Origin of the sequence: Stenotrophomonas sp. GD04054, from assembly GCF_029836955.1 — a bacterium.
GTDB lineage: Bacteria > Pseudomonadota > Gammaproteobacteria > Xanthomonadales > Xanthomonadaceae > Stenotrophomonas > Stenotrophomonas maltophilia_A.
This window is the reverse complement of the sequence record NZ_JAOECR010000017.1, coordinates 1-16,498: the sequence shown is the minus strand read 5'-3', so window position 1 is coordinate 16,498 and position 16,498 is coordinate 1. Positions and strand designations below refer to the sequence as shown.

The following is a 16,498-nucleotide window of genomic DNA, read 5'->3' as shown; positions in this document are numbered from 1 at the left end:
TGCGCCTCGGATGCACGGGTTCTGCTCTTGCCTTTGCTTGAGCTGGCACGCGCGCAGTGATGGGAAGGGGCGAGGCGGGGAGCAGAGCCGGGACCGTTGGCGCCATGGATGGCGCCATCGAGCCCCCATGGATGGGTTAACGGCGTGTCCCGGCTCTGCTCCCCGCCTCGCCCCAGCTCCGAAACCGCTTCAGTCCCAGGAACAAAAAAGCCCCGGCAATCACCGGGGCAACATGCTGCGAGGGTTTTGCGTGTAGCGGGGGAGCGGGGGCGAAGCCCCCGCACTCAACACACCGCTTTAGAACTTGAAGACGTACGAAGCGCCGTAGACCAGCGGATCGATGTTGACCGTGCCGATCTTCTCGCCGTTCAACTTCACCTTGCTGTCGATGTCGATCCAGCGCATGTCCACGCGCAGTGCGCCCTTCTCGCCGATCGCGAAGTCCACGCCCGCATGCGCGGCCAGGCCCCACGAATCCTGCAGCTTCAGGCGGCTGTCCTTCAGCGCACCGGTGGTGTCTTCGCTGAAGAAAGTCGTGTAGTTCACGCCCGCACCGATGAACGGCGACACCTTGCCCTTGCTGTTGAAGTGGTACTGCACGGTCACCACCGGCGGCAGCTGCTTGGTGCTGCCCACGCGGCCCAGGCCGTTGATGTTGATGTCGTGCTTGAACGGCAGCGCGGCCAGCACTTCGATGCCCAGGTTGTCGGCGATGAAGTACTCACCGGTGATGGTCGGCTTGACGTCGTTGTCGACGTCGACCTTCAGGGTGTGGTTGGCCAGCCAGCCGTTGTTCGACTTCGGGGCCACCTGGTGCACGCCGGCGGAGAGGGTCCAGTCGCCCTTGGACTGGGCCATGGCCGGGGCGGCGACGAGGGACAGGGCGGCGGCCAGGCTGGCCACGATCAGGGGGGAGGTCTTGCGCATGGGGGGGATCTCGTTGCTGGGTGGATGCGGCCAGTCTCGGCCTCACATCGCGCTAACGCTTTGATCCGGATCAAATCCTGTCCGCCGGCCTGCTGCCTGCCGGGGCTGGCCGGCGGTGGCCAGCCCCGGTTTGCTAGACTTGTGGGCCCTATCCATCCCGCCGCACCCGTCGCGGCCGCAGGAGCTTGAGAACATGGCAATCAAGGTTGGTATCAACGGTTTCGGTCGCATCGGGCGTAACGTCCTGCGCTCGGCGGTGCTGAACTTCGGCGACGACATCGAAATCGTGGCCATCAACGATCTGCTGGAGCCGGACTATCTGGCGTACATGCTCAAGTACGACTCCGTGCACGGCCGTTTCAAGGCTGACGTGGCGGTGCAGGGCAACGACCTGCTGGTCAACGGCAAGAAGATCCGCCTGACCCAGGAACGCGACCCGGCCAACCTGAAGTGGAACGAAGTGGACGTGGACGTGGTGATCGAATCCACCGGCCTGTTCCTGACCAAGGAAACCGCGCAGAAGCACATCGATGCCGGCGCCAAGAAGGTCATCATGTCGGCCCCGTCGAAGGACGACACCCCGATGTTCGTCTACGGCGTGAACGACAAGACCTACGCCGGCCAGGCGATCGTCTCCAACGCGTCGTGCACCACCAACTGCCTGGCCCCGCTGGCCAAGGTCATCAATGACAAGTGGGGCATCAAGCGTGGCCTGATGACCACCGTGCATGCGGCTACCGCTACCCAGAAGACCGTCGATGGCCCGTCCAACAAGGACTGGCGTGGTGGCCGCGGCATCCTGGAGAACATCATTCCGTCGTCCACCGGTGCGGCCAAGGCCGTCGGCGTGGTCATCCCGGAACTGAACAAGAAGCTGACCGGCATGAGCTTCCGTGTCCCGACCTCGGACGTGTCGGTGGTCGACCTGACCGTCGAGCTGGAAAAGGAAGCCACCTACGCCGAGATCTGCGCTGAAGTGAAGGCACAGAGCGAAGGCCCGCTGAAGGGCATCCTGGGCTACACCGAAGACAAGGTCGTGGCCACCGATTTCCGCGGCGAGACCTGCACCTCGGTGTTCGACGCCGAAGCCGGCATCGCCCTGGACGGCACCTTCGTCAAGCTGGTCACCTGGTACGACAACGAGTGGGGCTACTCGAACAAGTGCCTGGAAATGGCCAAGGTCGTCGCCGCCAAGTAAGGCTGGCCAAGATCGCACGCGGACCCCGGCCTGGCCGGGGTTCGTCGTTTATGGGGCCAGCCCTGTCGTAGCATGGGGCGGTCGACCGCTGCCGCTGGGGCGCGGGATTGCAATGGAAGCATGCAATGGAAGCATTGATAGCCCTGGTGGTACTGGTTCTGCTGGCCATCCCGCTGCTGCTGGTGGTAGCGCTGGTGATGATTGCCGGCCTGCGCCGTCGTGTGGCCGCGCTGGAAGGTGCCTTGGCCGCCGCGCCGACCGCCCGCCCGGCTGCAGCCGAGCCTGCGCCGGAACGGGCTGCGCCCATGCCTGCGGCCAGTGCCGATCCACCGTTCCTGCGGCCGGTGGCGGCTGCCGCGCCGCCTCCCCCCCAGCCAACGCCGCCGCCGGTGCACGAACCGGTGCCTGCGGCAGTGGAGGCGCCGCGCCCGGTCGCACCACCGCCGGTGCCACCCGTGCCAGTGCAGCCGCCGTTGCCTTCCGAACCGACGCTGCCGAACTTCATCGAGCGCGGCATCGGAGCGGTCAAGCGCTGGTTCACCGAGGGCAATGTGCCGGTCAAGATCGGCATGCTGGTGCTGCTGGCCGGTGTTGCCGCGCTGTTGAAGTACGTCAGTGACCAGGGCTGGCTGGTGCTGCCGATCGAGCTGCGCCTGGCCGGTGTCACCGTGGGTGCGCTGGGCCTGCTGGCGTTCGGCTGGCATCAGCGCGAGCGCCGGCGCTTGTTCGCACTGGCGCTGCAGGGCGGTGCCATCGGCGTGCTGCTGCTGACCATCTTCGCCGCGTTCAAGCGGTTCGAGCTGCTCAACCCCGGGTTTGCCTTTGCCAGTTCGATCGCGCTGGTGGCCGGGCTGTGTGTGCTGGCGGTGGTGCAGAACTCGCGCACGCTGGCGGTGCTGGGCATCCTCGCAGGCTTCATGGCACCGCTGTGGCTGTCCACCGGCAGCGGCAACCACGTGGGGTTGTTCAGCTACTACGCGGTGCTCAACGCCGGCATCTTCGCCATTGCCTGGTTCCGGCCGTGGCGCGCGCTGAACCTGCTGGGCTTCGCCTTCACCTTCGGCATCGGTACGTTCTGGGGCGTGCTGCAGTACGCGCCGGACAAGTTCAGCAGCACCGAGCCGTTCCTGCTGCTGTTCTTCGCCTTCTACCTGCTGATCCCGCTGCTGTACGCACGCCGGCAGCCCGCCGGGCGGCGTGACCTGGTCGACGGCAGCCTGGTGTTCGGTACGCCCTTGGTCGCCTTCTCGCTGCAGGCCGGCATGCTGCACGAGCAGCCGATGACGCTGGCGCTGTGCGCACTGGGCCTGGCGGCGATCTACGCCGTACTGGCGCGGGCACTGATTGGGCGCGCGTCGTACACCGTGCTGGCGCAGTCGCATGCGGTGCTGGCGGTGGGCTTCGCCACGCTGGCGGTGCCGCTGGCCTTGTCGGCGCGTGCCACCGGCGCGGTGTTCGCGCTGGAAGGTGCAGGCCTGGCCTGGCTGGGCCTGCGCCAGAAGCGCTGGCTGCCGCAGGTGTCCGGTGCGTTGTTGCAGATGGGCGCGGCGTTCGCTTTCGTGGCCGGTGGCGATCACTGGCATGAGGACCTGCGCTTCCTGCTCAACCCGACCGCGATCGGTGCACTGCTGCTGGCCGTTGCCGGCTTCGCGTCGGCCTGGAGCTACCAGCGCAGGCAGCGCCACGAGATTGCCCTGGTCTACTACCTGTGGGGCCTGCTGTGGTGGTTGGGTGGCCTGGTGCACGAGATCACCCGGTTCTTCCCGTACCGCACCGAAGTGGATGCACTGCTGGTGCTGGCTGCCGTTACCGCATGGCTGGCCGCCGAAGTACAGCGGCGCCAGCCGGCGCGTGCGCTGGGGGTGACCGCACTCGCGATGCTGGCGCTGGGCTTCCCACTGGCGCTGATACAGAGCGACGCGCACCATCAGCCGTTCGCCGGCTACGGCGCGCTGGCCTGGGCGGTGTTCGCGGTGCTGGGCGTGCGCACGCTGCTGTGCCTGCGCCAGGGCGGCAATACCGTGGCACGCATCGCGCAGTTCCTGTGGTGGCTGCTGTGGCCGTCGCTGCTTTCGCTGCTGGCCCTGTGGGGCGGTGGTGAAGCCGGGCTGGCACAGGGCTGGACCACGTTGCTGGTGACGCTGCCGTGGCTGCTGATGGCGGCGCTGTCGCTGTGGCGCTGGAATGCGCTGCGCTGGCCGCTGGGTGCAGCGTTCGATCGCGTGCGCCAGCCGCTGCAGTGCGTGCTGTTCGGCCTGTTGTCGATCGGCTGGCTGTCCGGCCAGCTGCTGCCGGGCGATGCTGCGCCGCTGCTGTGGCTGCCGGTGCTGAATCCGGCGGAGATCGGGCAGTGGCTGAGCCTGCTGCTGCTGGCGCGTTGGCTGTACAGCGATCAGGCGCCGCAGGCGCTGCTGGGTATCCGCATGCCGCTGCTGTCACTGGCAACCTTCGTCGCGCTGACCAGCGTTGTGCTGCATGGCGTGCATCAGTGGGGCGGCCTGTCCTGGAACGCGTCGATGATGCGCTTCAGCCTGGCGCAGACCAGCCTGACCGTGCTGTGGAGCGTGCTCGGCGTGATTGCCTGGGTGTGGGGCTCGCGCCGCGGCCAGCGCGTGTTGTGGATGGTCGGTGCCGTGCTGATGGGCGTGGTGCTGGCCAAGCTGGTCATCGTCGATCGCCAGCACCTGGGCAACCTGCTGGGCATCGCATCGTTCATCGCCTACGGCCTGCTGTGCACGGTCGTGGGTTATCTGGCACCGGCACCGCCGAGCGCGGCGCCGACCGTGGAGGAAAAACAATGAAGACGTGGAGCAGGGCGCTGCTGCCGGCGATGTTCGGCATGCTGGCCGCCGTCACCGCACAGGCCGCCGATTACCGTACCCAGTACGCCGAGCAGTGGCCGCTGACGTTGTCCAGCGCACAATCGGGTGCCTACCGTGTCGTGCTGGAACCGGCGATCTACCGTCGCGCCGGTAGTGCGGACCTGGGCGATGTGCAGGTGTTCAATGCCGCCGGCCAATCGTTGCCGTCGGCATTGCTGGCGCCGGACCAGCCGCTGGCACAGCCGCCGGTGCAGCGTGAGCTGCCGTGGTTCGCGTTGCCGCCGCTGGCCGAAGCGCAGCGCAACGACCTGCAGTTGCTGACCGAGCGCGATACCGATGGTCGCGTACGCCGGGTCGAGGCGCGTGTGGGTGGTGGTGCGGTAGCGAACGGGCAGGGCGGTTGGCTGATCGATGCCAGCGTGCTCGGCCAGCAACCATTGGCGGCACTGGTGCTGGATTGGGCGGATAGTGGCCAGCCGTTGCAGGCACAGGTGCAGCTGGACGTCAGCGACGACCTGCAGCACTGGCGTGCGATTGGCCGCGACATTCCGCTGGTGGATCTGCAGCGCGCCGGCAAGCGCCTGCTCCAGCGCCGTCTGCAGGTGGATGGTGAAGCGCGCTATCTGCGTGTGCTGGCGCAGGGCGATGCCCGTCTGCCAACGCTGCGCAGCGTACTGGCCGAGCTGCCGCCGGCACCGGCCACACTGCCGTGGGAGTGGTTGTCGCTGGAACCGACCTCGAAGCGCAAGGGCGAATACACCTTCGAGATGGATGGCCGCTTCCCGGCGGCGCGTGCTGACGTGGCCAGCACCGACAACAGCCTGGTGCAGTGGACATTGTTCAGCCGCGATGACGAGAGCGCGGAATGGCAGCGCCGTAGTGCACCGTGGATTGCCTATCAGCTGCAGCAGGGCGCGCAGGGCCAGCGTCAGCAATCGGCCGCGCAGCCGCTGGGCGGCGTGCATCGGGATCGTTACTGGAAGCTGGTAGCAAATCCGGCTGAAACGGCGACGGCTCCAACCCTGCGTCTGGGTTATCAGCCGGAAGTGCTGGTGTTCCTGAGCCAGGGCGCGGCGCCGTATGCGCTGGCGGTGGGCAGCTCGACTGCGCGCCGGATGGAGGCGCCGATCGGTGTGCTGATCGAGGAGCTGCGGCAGCGCAATGATCCGTCGTGGCAGCCGACGCTGGCGCGCCTGGAGGGCAGCCCGGAACCGCTGGCCGGCGATGCGGCGTTGAAGCCGCAGCACGGCTGGAAGTCGTGGCTGTTGTGGGCGTTGTTGGGGCTGGGCGTGTTGGTTGTTGGCGGCCTGGCGGTCAGTCTGCTTCGGCAGAAGCCTGCGCCTTCGGCGTAGGTTCCGGCGAACGGCGCAGCCCCTCGTGGGTGGCCGTAGCGTCGGTAGAGTCGAGCTTGCTCGACTGCAAAGCTGCGCTTGGCCGGGCGGGGTGGGTTCGCGGGGGACGCCGCAAGTACGTCCTTGTAGGCTTGGCCGCCGCATCCATGCGACGGACACCCCCGCGAACCCACCCCGCCCGGCCTCTGACAGTTTCCGGGTGCGTCCACCCACGGAAGAGAAAAAAGAAGAGCAAAAGCAAAAGCGGCTTGGCTGCGCGCTCCTTGTAGAGCCGAGCCCATGCTCGGCTCTTCATTTTTTTCCCGACACCAGAAGCCGCTCTTGCTTCCGCCTTTGCCATCCGCGTCACCTCATGAACCTGTCGAGGCCGGGGTAGTGTGGGCTGGCAGGGGTGTCAGCCGCATGGGCCCGAGGCATGCCTCGGGCGGGTTGGGCAGGACGGCCAACCCCGGTCTTGCCGTGTGCGCAGGACAGCGCACACGAGCAAGCGGCTGCCAAGCCTCCAGGGACGGATCCACGGCGTCCCCTGCCAGCCCACACTACCCCGGCCCAGCCCCAGCATCACGAAGCGCCAGCGCTTTGGCCGTTGCCGTAGCTGTTGCAGTTGCTGTGCGCCTCTGCCTGCCGCAGGCATCGGCCCTCCCACCACCCGCACCCGATACAATGGCCGTCTGCCGTACCCCGGCATCCCGTCCCTGAGCCAAAGAGTTGCCCATGTCCATCGTCCGCATGACCGACCTCGACCTCTCCGGCAAGCGCGTGCTGATCCGCCAGGATCTGAACGTGCCGATCGAGAATGGCCGCATCACCTCCGAACAGCGCATCACCGCTTCGCTGCCGACGCTCAAGCGCGCGCTGGAGCAGGGCGCGGCGGTGATGGTCACCTCACACCTGGGGCGCCCGAAGGAAGGCGTGTGGAGTGAAGCCGATTCGCTGGCGCCGGTGGCCCAGCGCCTGTCCGAGCTGCTCGGTCGCGAGGTTCCGCTGGTGCGCGACTGGGTCGACGGTGTCGACGTGCAGCCGGGCCAGCTGGTGCTGCTGGAAAACTGCCGCATGAATGTCGGCGAGGGCAAGGACGATGAAGCCCTGTCGAAGAAGTACGCCGCCCTGTGCGATGTGTTCGTGATGGATGCCTTCGGCACCGCGCACCGTGCGCAGGCCTCGACCCATGGCGTCATCCGCTTCGCCCCGGTCGCTGCCGGTGGCCCGTTGCTGATGGCCGAACTGGACGCGCTGGCGCAGGCGCTGGATGCACCGGCCAAGCCGCTGCTGGCCATCGTCGCCGGCAGCAAGGTCAGCACCAAGCTGGAACTGCTGGCCAACCTGGTCGGCAAGGTCGATCAGCTGATCGTCGGTGGTGGCATCGCCAACACCTTCATCGCTGCCGCCGGCTACAACGTCGGCAAGTCGCTGTACGAGCCGGACCTGCTGGACACCGCGAAGAAGATCGTGGCCGATGCCAAGGCGCGTGGCGCCGATATCCCGCTGCCGGTGGACGTGGTCACCGCCAAGCAGTTCATGCCGGACGCGGTTGCCGAAGTGAAGGCGGTCGACGCCGTTGCCGAAGACGACCTGATCCTGGACATCGGCCCGCAGACCGCGGCGCAGTACGCGCAGCTGATCGGGAAGGCCGGTACCGTGGTCTGGAACGGTCCGGTCGGTGTGTTCGAATTCGAGGCCTTCAGCAAGGGCACCGAAGCGCTGGCCCGTGCCATCGCCAGTTCGCCGGCATTCTCCATCGCCGGTGGCGGCGACACCCTGGCCGCGGTCGACAAGTTCGATATCGCCCAGCAGGTCAGCTACATCTCCACCGGTGGCGGTGCGTTCCTGGAATTCCTGGAAGGCAAGACCCTGCCGGCGGTGGCCGCACTCGACGCGCGCGGCGCATGAGTGCCGACCGCAGCAAGGATGTCCTGTTCTTCGACCTCGACGGCACGCTGATCGATTCGCAGGTGGGTATCACCGCCTGCATCGCCTATGCGCTGCAGAAGATGGACCATCCGGTGCCACCGCAGGAGACCCTGCTGGGCTGGATCGGTCCGTCACTGCGCACCACCTTCGCGCCGCTGTTCGGTGAACCGGCGCGGGTGGAACAGGCGGTGGGCTACTACCGTGAGCGCTTCGACGTCGAGGGCTGGCGCGAGCACACGGTGTACCCGCAGGTGGAAGACACCCTTCGCACGCTGCATGGTCGTGGCCATCGCCTGGCGGTGGTCACTGCCAAGAACGAGCCGCACGCGCGCCGCATCCTTGCCCACCTGCCGTTCGGTGGGCTGTTCGAGGAGATCGTCGGTTCAACCCTCGATGGCTCGCGCAGCCACAAGCCGGAACTGGTCGGTGAGGCGCTGCGTCGGCTGCAGGTGCAGCCCGCGCAGTGCTGGATGATCGGCGACCGCCGCATGGACATTGAAGGCGCGCGTCACCATGGCGTGCGCAGCGTCGGTGTGTTGTGGGGCTTCGGCGGTGAGGCCGAACTCACCGAAGCCGGTGCCGGGCAGCTGGCCCGTGAACCGGCGCAGCTGGAAACGCTGCTGGCGTGATGCACCGTTGATCGGTAGCGCCGGGCCACGCCCGGCGCCACCACCACCCTGCGCCAGCGTATGTCCGGGTGATGTCCGTTCCATGACCCGCGAAGTCAGGCAGCACAAGGCTGTAACCGTATACATGCGGCGTGAAGGATGTGCTAATTTCCGTTCTTTATCGGGAGAGGCCCATTCACCATGTTCGAGCGTCAGCGTCGCACCAAGATCCTTGCCACCCTCGGTCCGGCCACTGATCCGCCGGGCGTGCTGGAGGATCTGTTCCGCGCCGGCGTCAACGTGGTACGCCTGAACTTCAGCCATGGCGATCCCTCCGGCCAGGCCAAGCGTGCTGCCGAAGTGCGCGCTGCCGCGGCCCGCGTGGGCGTGGAAGTCGGCATCCTGGCCGACCTGCCGGGCCCGAAGATCCGCATCGAGCGCTTCGCCGAAGGCAAGGTACAGCTGAAGGCGGGCAACCGCTTCGACCTGATCGCCAGCACCAGCGCCGGCCCGGGTGACGCCACCCAGGTGGGCGTGAGCTACCTCGGCCTGCCGCAGGACGTGGGTCCGGGCGATGTGCTGCTGCTCGACGACGGCCTGATGCAGCTGCAGGTGGTGGAAGTGCAGGGCGAACGCATCATCAACACCGTACTGAACGACGGTGTGCTGTCCGACCGCAAGGGCCTGAACAAGCAGGGCGGCGGCCTGTCGCTGGGCGCGCTGACCGAGCGCGACAAGGAACTGATCGGCATCGTCGCCAAGATCGGTGTCGACTTCATTGCCGTGTCGTTCTGCCGCAATGCGCAGGACATGAACGACGCGCGTGAGATCGCCCGCTCGCACGGCTGCGATGCCGCGCTGGTGTCGAAGATCGAGCGCACCGAGGCGATCGAGAACCTGGAAGAGATCGTCGAGGCCAGCGACGTGGTGATGGTGGCCCGTGGCGACCTTGGCGTGGAAATCGGCGATGCCGAACTGCCGGGCCTGCAGAAGAAGATCATCAAGGCCTCGCTGGCGCAGAACAAGGTGGTCATCACCGCCACGCAGATGCTGCAGTCGATGGTCGAAAGCCCGATCCCGACCCGTGCCGAAGTGCTGGACGTGGCCAACTCGGTCATCGACGGTACCGACGCGGTGATGCTGTCGGCCGAGACCGCTGCCGGTGCCTGGCCGGTCAAGGCCGTGGAAGCGATGGCGCGCATCTGCCTGGGTGCAGAGCGCCAGTTCCAGACCGAGACCGACTTCAACGCCTCGCCGCGCAACCTGGAACGTGCCGACCAGGCCATTGCCATGGCCACCATGTTCCTGTCGCAGCACGTGGGCGTGCGCGCGATCGTGGCGATGACCGAATCCGGTGGCACCGCCCGCTACCTGTCGCGTTTCCGCGCCAAGGCGCCGGTGTTCGCGGTCACCCGCCACGACGGTGCACGCCGCCAGATGGCGCTGATGCGCGATGTCTACCCGATCAACTTCGACAGCCGTGGCCTGACCCCGCGTGAAGCCGCACGCGGCAGCATCCGCCTGCTGGTGGAAGCCGAACTGCTGCAGGCCGGTGACCGCGTCGTGTTCACCAGCGGTGAGCACATGGAAACCCTGGGCGCGACCAACACCCTGCGCCTGCTGGAAGTGGGCGAAGACGGCCGCGCCAGCGGCCTGGGCGATCTGTAAACCCAGGCGGCCCCGGGTCGGAGCCGCTGCGCGGGTCCGACCCGGGGTCAGATCCCTGAAGGGGTCGTGACCCGGCGCAACAGGACATCGTCTGTCCGGTGCGGACATTGGAATCGTTTCCAGACTGCCCTGCACGTCGGTGCAACGGGCGGCGGGGCTATACTTACGTTTTTCCCGCACCCGCCACAGGAAGTACATGAGCATCGAACAGCTGGCTGAAACCGCCCAGGCCATGGTTGCCCCGGGCAAGGGCATCATCGCGATCGACGAATCCACCGCTACCATCGCCAAGCGTTTCGCAGGCGTCGGTATCGAGAACACCGAGGAGAACCGTCGTGCCTACCGCGAACTGCTGCTGACCACGCCGAAGCTCAACGAGCACATTTCCGGCGCCATCCTGTTTGACGAAACCATCCGTCAGTCGACCAAGGACGGCGTGCCGTTCGCCAAGTACATGGCCGACCACGGCATGATTCCGGGCATCAAGGTGGACAAGGGTGCGCACCCGCTGGCCGGCTGCCCGGGCGAGCTGGTGACCGAAGGCCTGGACGGCCTGCGCGAGCGCCTGCAGGAGTACTACAAGCTGGGTGCGCGCTTCGCCAAGTGGCGTGCGGTGATCAACATCGGCGAAAGCATTCCGTCGGGCACCTGCATCGAGTCCAACGCCCACGCGCTGGCCCGCTATGCCGCCCTGTGCCAGGAATGTGGCCTGGTGCCGATGGTCGAGCCGGAAGTGATCATGGACGGCGACCACGACATCGAGACCTGCTACGAAGTCACCGAAGCCACCCTGCGTTCGCTGTTCGATGCCCTGTACCAGCAGAACGTGCTGCTGGAAGGCACCATCCTGAAGGCCTCGATGGTCATCTCCGGCAAGGGCTGCGATGAGCAGGCCGACGTCGAGGAAGTGGCCGAGTCGACCGTGATGTGCCTGAAGAGCACCGTGCCGGCCATCCTGCCGGGCGTGGTGTTCCTGTCCGGTGGCCAGAGCGACGAGCAGTCCACCGAGCATCTGAACGCGATGAACCAGCTGGGGAACCTGCCGTGGCCGCTGAGCTTCTCCTACGGCCGCGCCATGCAGCAGGCCGCGCTGAAGCTGTGGGCCAAGGACATGAAGGGCAACTACGCTGCCGCCCAGAAGACCGTGTACGAGCGCGCCAAGGACAACGGCCTGGCCGCGCTGGGCAAGTGGAACGGTTGATCCGTCCCATCGCAGGATGAACAGGGCAACGCCGGCATCACGCCGGCGTTTGCTTTTGCGGGTATCTTTTCCGCCCCCACGCACCGGGCCGGTGTGCGGGACATACATGGAAGGCCAAGGAGAAAAAACATGCGTTTGGCAGCAATCACACTGGCCGTCGCCACGGTCCTGATCGCCGGCGGTTGCAACCGCATCGGTGGCGGTGGTGACGCAGGCAAGGCCGCGTCGCTCGATTTCGACAAGCCGGTGTCCGGCGAGATCACCTCGCGCAGCGGCATCAACTTCAACGACGGCAGCCATCACCAGCTGTACCAGATCAAGCTGGAAGACAGGGAACTGGTCGGCCTGAAGCTCACCGGCGCACTGACCGGCTCGATTGCCGTGTTCAACAACGGCAGCCTGGTGTCCACCAGCAATACCGGTTACGAACGCGAAGGCGATGTCTCGCTGGCCTTCCGTGCCAACGGTGGCGGCACCTACCAGGTGGCGGTCAACGCCAACGGTCCGAGCGCCTTTGGTCCGTACCGCCTGCGCGCCGAGAAGCTGAAGCCGTACGACGGCAAGCCGCTGGTGGGCAGTGGTGAGATCGTCGACATGCTGGCCAGCAACTCGCAGGACTACACCCTGCAGGTGGAGAAGGCGGGCCTGTACGAGATCCGCCTGGTCTCGGATGTCTTCGATCCGGTGCTGAAGCTGTCCGGCCAGGGCGTGGATGCCGAGAACGATGATGGCGGCGACAGCACCAACTCGCGCCTGAACCTCTCGCTGAAGCCGGGCAAGTACACCCTGACTGCACGCGGCCTCGGCGACGGCGTCAATGGCATGTTCACCCTGTCGGCCACCCGCATTGAGCTGCCAGGCAACCTGGTGGATCGCGATGGCACGGCACTGCCGAAGTCGGGCAGCGCGTACACCATGCTCGATAACGAAGGCCGCCGCCGCTTCCTGCTGACCCTGGATCGTCCGGCCGACGTGCGCCTGGATGCGATTTCCAGCCAGGTCGATACCGTGCTGCGCGTGGTCGGCGGCGCCGTCGAGCTGACCGACGACGACGGTGGCAATGGCACCAATGCACGCCTGGAAGAGACGCTGCCGGCCGGTCACTACACCGTCGACGTGTCCAGCCTGAACAACGGTGCGGGCCTGGTGGAAGTGCGCGTGCAGGTCGAAGGTGCCAGCGCCGACGGTGCTGCCGTCTCGGCCGCACGCGCCGCTGCGGATGCCGCTGCTGCCGTGGCCGATGACGCCGCTGCTGCGGTGGAAGCAGCCAGCCGTTGAGGTGATCCACACGTAGCGTGGATGACCTCAAGGCCGCAACGGGAAAGGCCGGGCAATGCCCGGCCTTTCCTTTTACCGGAAGCGCTGCGGTTCAGTGCGCAGCGGCGAAGCCCGCATCGCCCAGAGGCGGCAGCATCGATCCACGCGGTTCGTTGTCCGTGCTTTGTCCCGCGGCGCTCAATGCCTGCTGGTAGGCCTTCGCCGTAGCAGTGTTGAACGCCACCAGCACGATGCGCATCGGCTGTGCATGGCTGCGCTGCCACGCCAGTGTTTCCGTCACTGCGATCTGCGCGGCCTGGTACAGCGGATAGCCATACACACCGCAGCTGATCGCCGGGAAGGCGATCGACTTCACGCCCAGCGACTCGGCCAACTGCAGCGATTTCCAGTAGCAGTTGGCCAGCAATGCCGGTTCGTCGCGCTGGCCGTCGTGCCAGACCGGGCCCACCGTGTGCAGTACATGCCGCGCAGGCAATGCGTAAGCGTCGGTGGCGCGCACTTCGCCGGTCGGGCAACGCACGCCCGGACGCAGTTCCGGCAACTGCTCGCACTCGGCCAGCAATGCCGGCCCGGCCGCGCGATGGATCGCGCCGTCGACGCCGCCGCCGCCGAGCAGTGTTTCATTGGCCGCGTTGACGATCGCATCCACCGCCAGGGTCGTGATATCGCCCTGCCAAACTTCGATCTTCATGCGTCCGTCTCCTGCCTGTGAGGTGTTCCGCGCAGCATCTGCGCCGGCTGTTCCCACGGTAGGGGACAGGGCATCGATACTGCGTCATGACCGTCTCACGCGCTGCGATCCGACGGCCTTCACGCACGATGGCGGGCGACGCCTTCACGCAGGCTGAAGCAGAAAGGGCTCAGAGCTTTTTCCCGCACGGAAAAGGTTCTGACCCCTGCGATCCATGGTTCTGGCAAACCGGGTCAGAGCCCTTTCCCTGCAGGAAAGGGATCCGACCCAATGCATCACGGCAGGCCGGCCAGCCAGTCGTCGTCGGAACCCTCATTCACATCGGCGAACAGCGGTGTGGAGAAATAGCGCTCGCCGGTATCGGGCAGCATTGCCAGGATCACCGAGCCCGGTTCAGCGCGGGCGGCCACGTCCAGCGCGCTCGCCACGGTGGCGCCGGCGGAAATGCCGACGAAGATGCCTTCCTCCGCAGCCAGGCGACGCGCGGTGGCGATCGCGCGGTCATCTTCGACCGAGACCAGTTCGTCCACCACATCGCGGTTGAGCACGTCCGGCACGAAGTCCGGGGTCCAGCCCTGGATCTTGTGCGGCTTCCAGTCATCGCCCTTGAGCAGTGCGGCACCGGCCGGTTCGGTGGCGATGATGCGGGTCTGCGGGCGCGCGACCTTCAGCACTTCGCCCACGCCGGTAAGCGTGCCACCTGTGCCCCAGCCACTGACGAAGTAGTCCAGCCGCTTGCCGGCGAAGTCGCGCAGGATCTCGGCAGCGGTGGTGTTGCGGTGATAGGCCGGGTTGGCCGGGTTGGCGAACTGGCTGGCCAGGAACCAGCCGTGCTGCTCAGCCAGTTCGGCCGCCTTGCGCACCATGCCGCTGCCGCGCTCGGCGGCCGGGGTCAGGATCACCTTGGCACCATAGGCGCGCATCAGCTTGCGGCGCTCCACCGAGAAGGTTTCGACCATGGTGGCCACGAACTTGTAGCCACGCGCGGCGGCGACCATCGCCAGTGCCACGCCGGTGTTGCCCGAGGTGGCCTCGACGATGGTGTCGCCCGGCTTGAGCAGGCCACGCGCTTCGGCGTCGAGGATGATCGCCAGCGCCAGGCGGTCCTTCACAGAGCCGCCCGGGTTGAACGACTCGACCTTGGCGTAGACGCTGACCTGCGCGGGCGCCAGGCGCTGCAGCCTGACGATGGGGGTGTTGCCGACGGTATCGAGGATGGAGTCGTACAGGGCCATGGAAGCGCTCCGGAAACGGGGCCGCGCCGGGCTTCGGCGGGCGAAGGGGGAGGGCTGGCTGTTCAGGCCAGCGGCTGCCGGCTGACCGTAGCGCCGGCATATGACGCCCGGAAATGACCAGATACCTTTCTTAAACAACCTTTGGTTATAAGCTGGTGACGGCAATTGACCCTAGAGTGGACCTCCGCCCCACGCCGCCCGCCTCCCATGACGCTGACCCAGCTGCGCTACCTGGTCGCCATCGCCGACGCCGAGCTGAACATCACGCTGGCCGCCTCGCGCGTGCACGCCACCCAGCCCGGCCTGTCCAAGCAGCTCAAGCAGCTGGAGGACGAGCTCGGCTTCCTGTTGTTCGTGCGCAAGGGCCGCAGCCTGGAGTCGGTCACCCCGGCCGGCACCGAGGTGATCGCCCGCGCCCGCGCGGTGCTGGCCGAGGCCAACAACATCCGCACCTACGCGGCCAACCAGCGCCGCGAGAGCCAGGGCCAGCTGATCCTGACCACCACCCACACCCAGGCGCGCTTCGTCCTGCCGCCGGCGGTGGCAGCGATCAAGCAGGCCTACCCGCAGGTCAGCGTGCACCTGCAGCAGGCCGGTGAAACCGACGCGCTGGACCGCTTGAATCAGGGTGACGCGGATATCGCCATCATCAGCACCGCCGGCAGTGAGCCCACCGATGGCATCGCGGTGCCGCTGTTCCGCTGGCGACGCCTGGTGGTGGTACCCAAGGGGCACCCGCTGGACCGCGCCGGCCGCGCGCCGGACCTGGCCGCGTTGGCCCGGCAGCCGCTGATCAGCTACGAATCCTCGACCCGCCCGAATTCCTCGTTGCAGCGCGCCTTCGCTGCAAACGGCCTGGCGCCGGACCTGGCGCTGACCGCGCTCGATGCGGACCTGATCAAGACCTATGTGCGTACCGGGCTGGGCGTGGGCCTGCTGGCCGAGATGGCGGTCAGTTCCAACGACGAAGACCTGCGCTCGTGGCCGGCGCCGGACCCGATCAGCGAGTGCATTGCCTGGGCGGTGTTGCCGCGCGACCGGGTGCTGCGCGATTACGCGCTGGAGCTGGTGCACGTGCTGGCACCGCAGATTGATCCGCGCGATCTGCGCAGGGTGCTGGATGGCAACCAGGCCGCCGCGTGGCCGGTGCCCCCGACGTGGGAGTCATTGACCCAGACCATCACGGTGTGAGGTGGGTCGAGCAGGGCGTGCCGCCCTGCACCCGCGGTAGTGCCGGCCGCTGGCCGGCAACCTCAGAAGCAACATCAACATCAACATCAAATGCGGGTTTCCTGTGGGATGGCGGGGCGGTGTGGGCAGGCAGGACACGCCGTAAACCCATCCATGGGGGCTCGATGGCGCCATCCATGGCGCCAACGGTCCTGCCTGCCCACACCGCCCCACCTCTGACAGATTCCGGCGGCTGTTGGTAGGTGTCGACCTTGGTCGACACGGTAGATCCACGCCATGCGTGGATGCATTTCGATTCCAATTCGAAATATTCGATTCCGATGGAGATTCATCCACGCATGGCGTGGATCTACTGCAGATCGCAGAGATCTGTCGAAGGCGGGGTGGGTCCGGTTGCGGGGGCGTGAGCGCCATGG

General features: G+C 66.8%; 12 protein-coding genes. 9 read left to right on the top strand and 3 right to left on the bottom strand.

The genetic code is table 11. The features are described from left to right. Positions 1-297 precede the first annotated feature (297 nt). Positions 298-927: an OmpW family outer membrane protein gene (locus N7573_RS10215; protein WP_279943146.1), complete on the bottom strand. Its 630-nt coding sequence runs from the start codon at positions 925-927 to the stop codon at positions 298-300. 193 nt (positions 928-1,120) lie between these two features. On the opposite strand from N7573_RS10215, the gene gap reads away from it, so the two are divergent. From gap to N7573_RS10175, 8 genes are all read left to right on the top strand, one after another. Continuing rightward, positions 1,121-2,125, top strand: coding sequence for a type I glyceraldehyde-3-phosphate dehydrogenase (gene gap, locus N7573_RS10210; protein WP_032127866.1), 1,005 nt, complete (start codon positions 1,121-1,123; stop codon positions 2,123-2,125). A 125-nt stretch (positions 2,126-2,250) separates the two neighbouring features. Then, complete coding sequence (locus N7573_RS10205) at positions 2,251-4,926, top strand: DUF2339 domain-containing protein (protein ID WP_279913828.1); 2,676 nt, start codon at positions 2,251-2,253, stop codon at positions 4,924-4,926. After that, a complete protein-coding gene (locus N7573_RS10200; protein ID WP_279913827.1) occupies positions 4,923-6,299 on the top strand; it encodes a DUF3999 domain-containing protein in 1,377 nt (458 codons plus the stop codon). Before N7573_RS10205 ends, N7573_RS10200 begins: the two co-directional genes overlap by 4 nt. Positions 6,300-7,013: 714 nt before the next feature. Then, positions 7,014-8,189 (top strand): phosphoglycerate kinase, encoded by a 1,176-nt coding sequence (locus N7573_RS10195; RefSeq protein ID WP_032127869.1) that lies wholly within the window; start codon positions 7,014-7,016, stop codon positions 8,187-8,189. Beyond that, positions 8,186-8,839, top strand: a complete 654-nt coding sequence (locus N7573_RS10190) for an HAD hydrolase-like protein (RefSeq protein ID WP_279943145.1) — start codon at positions 8,186-8,188, stop codon at positions 8,837-8,839. Before N7573_RS10195 ends, N7573_RS10190 begins: the two co-directional genes overlap by 4 nt. A gap of 180 nt (positions 8,840-9,019) precedes the next feature. Further along, positions 9,020-10,486 carry a pyruvate kinase gene (pyk, locus tag N7573_RS10185; RefSeq protein WP_032127871.1) on the top strand — a complete coding sequence of 489 codons (1,467 nt, stop codon included), beginning with the start codon at positions 9,020-9,022 and terminating at the stop codon, positions 10,484-10,486. A 196-nt stretch (positions 10,487-10,682) separates the two neighbouring features. Further along, entirely contained in the window at positions 10,683-11,687 is a 1,005-nt protein-coding gene (locus N7573_RS10180) for a class I fructose-bisphosphate aldolase (RefSeq protein WP_010481439.1), read from the top strand. A 129-nt stretch (positions 11,688-11,816) separates the two neighbouring features. Beyond that, positions 11,817-12,965 carry a hypothetical protein gene (locus tag N7573_RS10175; protein ID WP_032127872.1) on the top strand — a complete coding sequence of 383 codons (1,149 nt, stop codon included), beginning with the start codon at positions 11,817-11,819 and terminating at the stop codon, positions 12,963-12,965. A 91-nt stretch (positions 12,966-13,056) separates the two neighbouring features. Here N7573_RS10175 and N7573_RS10170 read toward each other — a convergent pair whose 3' ends face one another. Beyond that, positions 13,057-13,656, bottom strand: a complete 600-nt coding sequence (locus N7573_RS10170) for an O-acetyl-ADP-ribose deacetylase (RefSeq protein ID WP_032127873.1) — start codon at positions 13,654-13,656, stop codon at positions 13,057-13,059. A gap of 275 nt (positions 13,657-13,931) precedes the next feature. Next, positions 13,932-14,891: a cysteine synthase A gene (gene cysK / locus N7573_RS10165; RefSeq protein WP_032127874.1), complete on the bottom strand. Its 960-nt coding sequence runs from the start codon at positions 14,889-14,891 to the stop codon at positions 13,932-13,934. A 207-nt stretch (positions 14,892-15,098) separates the two neighbouring features. Here cysK and N7573_RS10160 point away from each other — a divergent pair, with 207 nt between their 5' ends. Next, complete coding sequence (locus tag N7573_RS10160) at positions 15,099-16,082, top strand: LysR family transcriptional regulator (RefSeq protein ID WP_024958695.1); 984 nt, start codon at positions 15,099-15,101, stop codon at positions 16,080-16,082. Positions 16,083-16,498: the final 416 nt, after the last annotated feature.

Bases quoted from the DNA above. Each gene is read 5' to 3' on its own strand.
- N7573_RS10215 (WP_279943146.1), bottom strand. From the start codon at position 927: ATGCGCAAGACCTCCCCCCTGATCGTGGCCAGCCTGGCCGCCGCCCTG.
- gap (WP_032127866.1), top strand. From the start codon at position 1,121: ATGGCAATCAAGGTTGGTATCAACGGTTTCGGTCGCATCGGGCGTAAC.
- N7573_RS10205 (WP_279913828.1), top strand. From the start codon at position 2,251: ATGGAAGCATTGATAGCCCTGGTGGTACTGGTTCTGCTGGCCATCCCG.
- N7573_RS10200 (WP_279913827.1), top strand. From the start codon at position 4,923: ATGAAGACGTGGAGCAGGGCGCTGCTGCCGGCGATGTTCGGCATGCTG.
- N7573_RS10195 (WP_032127869.1), top strand. From the start codon at position 7,014: ATGTCCATCGTCCGCATGACCGACCTCGACCTCTCCGGCAAGCGCGTG.
- N7573_RS10190 (WP_279943145.1), top strand. From the start codon at position 8,186: ATGAGTGCCGACCGCAGCAAGGATGTCCTGTTCTTCGACCTCGACGGC.
- pyk (WP_032127871.1), top strand. From the start codon at position 9,020: ATGTTCGAGCGTCAGCGTCGCACCAAGATCCTTGCCACCCTCGGTCCG.
- N7573_RS10180 (WP_010481439.1), top strand. From the start codon at position 10,683: ATGAGCATCGAACAGCTGGCTGAAACCGCCCAGGCCATGGTTGCCCCG.
- N7573_RS10175 (WP_032127872.1), top strand. From the start codon at position 11,817: ATGCGTTTGGCAGCAATCACACTGGCCGTCGCCACGGTCCTGATCGCC.
- N7573_RS10170 (WP_032127873.1), bottom strand. From the start codon at position 13,656: ATGAAGATCGAAGTTTGGCAGGGCGATATCACGACCCTGGCGGTGGAT.
- cysK (WP_032127874.1), bottom strand. From the start codon at position 14,891: ATGGCCCTGTACGACTCCATCCTCGATACCGTCGGCAACACCCCCATC.
- N7573_RS10160 (WP_024958695.1), top strand. From the start codon at position 15,099: ATGACGCTGACCCAGCTGCGCTACCTGGTCGCCATCGCCGACGCCGAG.